General features: G+C 66.0%; 6 protein-coding genes and 1 pseudogene. 5 read left to right on the top strand and 2 right to left on the bottom strand.

Annotated elements, in window-relative coordinates; translation table 11 throughout:
• Together JHC79_RS18650 and JHC79_RS18645 are read right to left on the bottom strand one after the other, a co-directional pair.
• Positions 1–356, bottom strand: a pseudogene (locus JHC79_RS18650) (sensor histidine kinase); the annotation flags it as partial.
• Positions 357–382: 26 nt separating this feature from the next.
• Positions 383–1,306 carry a CPBP family glutamic-type intramembrane protease gene (locus JHC79_RS18645; RefSeq protein ID WP_366783051.1) on the bottom strand — a complete coding sequence of 308 codons (924 nt, stop codon included), beginning with the start codon at positions 1,304–1,306 and terminating at the stop codon, positions 383–385.
• Positions 1,307–1,667: 361 nt separating this feature from the next.
• Here JHC79_RS18645 and JHC79_RS18640 point away from each other — a divergent pair, with 361 nt between their 5' ends.
• The 5 genes from JHC79_RS18640 to JHC79_RS18620 all read left to right on the top strand — a co-directional run.
• Complete coding sequence (locus tag JHC79_RS18640; protein ID WP_296393615.1) at positions 1,668–2,204, top strand: alternate-type signal peptide domain-containing protein; 537 nt, start codon at positions 1,668–1,670, stop codon at positions 2,202–2,204.
• A 2-nt stretch (positions 2,205–2,206) separates the two neighbouring features.
• Entirely contained in the window at positions 2,207–2,773 is a 567-nt protein-coding gene (locus JHC79_RS18635) for a hypothetical protein (RefSeq protein WP_296393614.1), read from the top strand.
• Positions 2,770–3,387 (top strand): signal peptidase I, encoded by a 618-nt coding sequence (locus JHC79_RS18630; RefSeq protein WP_296393612.1) that lies wholly within the window; start codon positions 2,770–2,772, stop codon positions 3,385–3,387. Before JHC79_RS18635 ends, JHC79_RS18630 begins: the two co-directional genes overlap by 4 nt.
• Positions 3,384–3,956: a hypothetical protein gene (locus JHC79_RS18625; protein ID WP_296393611.1), complete on the top strand. Its 573-nt coding sequence runs from the start codon at positions 3,384–3,386 to the stop codon at positions 3,954–3,956. Before JHC79_RS18630 ends, JHC79_RS18625 begins: the two co-directional genes overlap by 4 nt.
• A 1-nt stretch (position 3,957) precedes the next feature.
• Positions 3,958–4,508 (top strand): signal peptidase I (locus tag JHC79_RS18620; RefSeq protein ID WP_296393608.1); only part of this gene is annotated, 551 nt, incomplete at its 3' end.

The raw sequence follows: 4,508 nt of genomic DNA, 5'->3' as shown, positions 1-4,508 counted from the left end.
GCCCCGAGAGGGCCTGTCAGCAGAGCGGTGACCAGAACGTAGCCCACATGACGCGACGACGGCAGTCGCTCGGTTCGGCGCGCGACTGCGATATCGCGGCGGAACCCGGCAGCGATGCGGCCATCGAGCAGCGCCAACCGCGACGCCTCGAGTTCGAGAAGCGGGTACCAGATCGCGGCCCGAAGCGAACGTCGTGTCCCCAGGATCAGAACCGGGACGATGCCGACGATCACGACGACGCTCATCGCCGCGAGCAGCAGACACGACAGTCCTGCTCGCCACGGCCACAGGCTCAGGAGGTACCGCGGACCGCCGAACAGAGCTGCTGTGAGTGACCGGGGGTGTGAGTCGTGCAACGGCGTTCCTGTAATCGCTGTGTCGATCATGAACTCGGCGGCGCCACGCGTCCCAGGTGGCCGCTGCAGACGATTGCGACCACGAACGGCGTGAGGCCGACACATAGCAGCACACTAGACGTGATGGGGCTCAAGACGTCGCCCACGAACAACCCCATCCCTTCTGCAACAACCAGATTTGAGCCGGCGTGCAGCATCGCTCCCGGCCACACCGACTCGGTCGACGACCACAACCATCCGATGAGGAACTCGAGCAGAACGCTCAGCGGCAACCACAAGAGCATGGCCCACAATGCTTCCCATACAGACGTGCTGCCGCCGAAATAACCGACCCACGGCAGTGGCCAATGCCAGACACCCCAGATCGCTCCGGTCAGGAATGTGGTCATGACTGGTCGCCCCGGCACAAGCCGGTCGCGAAGGTAGGCCGTCCACCCGTACTCCTCACCCCAGAAGATCGGTGCCATCACCGCACAGATCAACGGCCCCGCCGCGAGATAGAACCATGACGAACTGTCCGTGTACGCGTCCGACCATGGCCAACCTGCAACAACGGAGCCGGCAAGCGCGACGCCGAGAACGCCCCAAGGAAGCGTGACCGCGGCGACGTAGTACCGCCACGTGGATCGGAAATGCATCCTCAGTCCGGAACTCGCGAAACCTTCCCGTGTCACCCACCTGCGGACCACGCACGCGGCGAGCGCCGGGACAAACGCTGCCGTCGACAACTGGGTGAGTGGGTCGTCCATGGAGCCCCGGGCCAGGTACACACCCAACCACGGCAACCAGGCGCCGAGAAACGCCAACGTCAGGTACCAGCACACGCCATGCCGACGCCTTGCGGCGCATGAATCCAGCGAGTGGTTCTCGGGAGCAACGGATTCTGGAACGCGGTTGCGCGTCGGTATTTTCACGTAGGCAAGTTCATCTGACCAGCCAACTGCTGCCACACCCCTGCGCGACCGATCCGGGGTAGCGCACGCGCTACCCCAGATCGCCGTGGCGGCCCGGAACGCGTTGGTCCGGATTCACGATGTTCAGCAAGTCGCACCGAGTACTCGAAGAATCCCCAGCCCACAGGCCTTGACGTGACATTTCGGATTGGTATGTAACGCGCGAACCGGCCGCGACGACGTACCCAACGAGATTCATGTGAGTCCAGTTTGAATTGAGTACGGCAAACTCAGGACACGACCGTTCGTCTGGTGCAAACATCGCGGCAGAGGTCCGAATTGACCAGCTCATGACCTCTCGATCGAAGTCCCATTCGGCGGTCGGAACGGCTGCCCGCACACCTGTTGAGGTTGGAAAATGAACCGTAATGCCAAAGGCGCGATCGCTGCCGGTGCCGCCGTCGTCGTCCTGCTCGGAGGTGCGGGTTCCTACGCGCTGTGGAGCGACTCCGCGTCGAACACCCCCGGCAACGTCACCACCGGTGAGCTGAAGCTGACCGCGTCGGGCACGCCGGCCTGGAAAGACGTCTCCGCCGACGGCATCATCGGCGGCACCGTGGTCAACCCGCTGACCGACTTCCTCGTCCCCAAGGACACCTGGGAGTACACCTCCACCTACAACGCGACGGCCACCGGCAAGAACATGAAGGCCCAGGTGACCGTCAACACCGGCACCGCGGGCGCGCTGCCCACCGGCGTGACCATCACCCCGACCGCCACCGTCGACGGCGCCGCGGCCACCAGTGGCAGCACCGTCACCATCACCCCGAACGCGCCGCATGTGGTGGTCGTCAAGGTCACCGTCGCGTTCGCCGACGTCACCGGCCAGACCAGCCAGAACGCCGCGGTCAACGTGTCGAACATGTCGGTGAACCTGAACCAGGTTCGTCCCTGACGATGACACGGTCGGGTCTCACCCGGCTCCTGATCGTCGGGATCGCAGGTCTGGTGGCCGCACTGTCGCTCGCGGCAGTGCGATCCACCGATGCCCTGTGGTCTGACCGCGCGACGGCCACCGCCACCACGGCCAAAACGGGTCAACTCACCCTCGTGGCTGGTGGTGGCACCGGATCGACCTACCAGTTCCCGGGTCTCGCGGGAACCGGTCAGTTGCCGGGCCAACAGAGTCAGGCGCCGCTGGTCATCTCCAACGGCGGCACCACCCCACTGCGGTATCGACTCACCGCCGCGGGTCCACAGGTGACCTCGGGTTCCGCTGTCACGGTGACCCTCTCGGGTGCCGTCGGCGGCACCTGCGGGACCGGCCCACTCACCGGGACGTCGGCGTTCACCACGGTCGACGCGTCGTCGGCGGGCACGGCCACGGTCGGTGTGTGGCGATCACTCGCCAAGGGTGCGTCGGAGACCTGGTGCATCCGTAGCGCGCTCAAGGCGGTGTCCGGCACCAGTTCGTCGACCTACTCCATCCTCTTCACCTTCGGAACAGAGCAGACCAGATCATGACCGCAGGACGCCACGCAGCACCGGTACCGACGCCGGACGCGGCCGTATCCGGCGCGGATGCGGCGGACACCGCTCGGCGCACGGGGCCTCTGTGGTGGGTGTTCCAGGTCGTCACGTGGCTGCTCCTGCTGTTCCTGGTCGCGATCCTGCTCGCGGCCATCGTCGTGCCGAAAGTCGGCGGCGCGCAGCCCTATACGGTCCTGACCTCGTCGATGAAGCAGAAGTACCCGCCGGGCACGTTGATCGTCGTGCGCAAGGTCGACGCCTCGACGCTGTCGATCGGTGATGTCGTCACGTATCAGATTCGCTCAGGCGAACCCGGCGTCATCACCCACCGCATCGTCGGCTTCACGTTCGATCAGCAGGGCAACCGACTGCTCACCACGCAGGGCGACGCCGTCCCCGTCCCCGACGAGCGGCCCGTGCAGGCCGCTCAGGTGCGCGGGAAGCTCTGGTACTCCATCCCGTATCTGGGCTACGTCAACAACTGGATCACCGGTTCGACGCGGTTGATCGTCGTCTACGTCATCGCCGGCGCGCTGATCCTCTACGCCGTAACGCAGTTCGGCGGATCGGTTCGCGACCGACGCCGAGCGAGGAACACATCGCGATGACACCATGGCTTCGAGCCGCGGGGATCGCGCTCATCAGCCGACGCTTCCGCGCCCTGCTGTCGATCGGGATGGTCATCGGCATCAGCGTCGTCGGGACGTTGGCGCTGTGGTCGAACAGCGTGAGCACCCAGTCCGGGGTGTTCACGACTGCCACCATCAACATCCAGGCCGACGCGTCCAAGGCGGCGTCGTTCGCGTTCTCGCCCACCGGGCTGCTGCCGGGCCAGTCCGCCGCCAAGGTCGTCGCCGTCACCAACACCGGCACCGCGGCCTTCAGCTACTCGGCCGCCGTGCAGAGTTCGAGCGCACTCGGGCAGGGGATGACGCTGACCGTGGTCGCCGGGGCCACCGCCACCAATGGGGTGTGCGGAACGGGAACGTCGGTAACCACCGGAACGGCCATCGGCGCGGGCGCAACGACGTTCGCGTCGAATCGCGGTCCGCTCGCCGCGACCAACGGCGTCGAGAACCTGTGCCTGCAGCTCAACCTCCCGATCGGTGCCGCCGCCGGGTTGGCCGGCACGTCGGGCACGGTGCTGTTCACCTTCACCGCGACGGCGGGTGTCTGACGTGTCCGAACGTACGAAGAACATCGCCACCGAGATCGCCCTCACCGTGGGCGCGATCGCCGGTCTGCTGTGTGTCGTCACCGCGATCGTCGGGGTGTCATTCGGGTTGTCGCCGCTGGTGTTCCGGTCGGAGTCGATGTCGCCTGAGATCGACGTGGGCGACGTCGCGATTGCGCGGTCGGTGCCGGCGTCGGACGTCTCGGTCGGCGACATCGTCAGCGTCTCTCGCGCCGACGGCACCCGCATCACGCACCGGGTGGTCTCGGTCGACTCCCGAGTCGGTAATTCCACCACGATGACGCTGCGGGGCGATGCGAACAACGTCGTCGATTCCGCGCCGTACACCGTCACCACTGTCGACCGGGTGGTGTTCGACATCCCCAAGCTCGGCTACGTGCTGAGTTGGTTCGCCAACCCGTTCTCCTGGGCGATCGCCACCCTGCTCACCCTCGGGCTGTTGTGGGCGGCGTTCCGGCCCGACAAACGATTTCGGCGTACCGACCGCGGGCGCCATGCCGCACCAGCGTCATCGAATCGATCCCGGTATGCAGC

It is taken from the genome of Williamsia sp. (assembly GCF_016462415.1).
Lineage (GTDB): Bacteria > Actinomycetota > Actinomycetes > Mycobacteriales > Mycobacteriaceae > Williamsia_A.
This window is presented reverse-complemented; position numbering and strand designations above follow the sequence as displayed.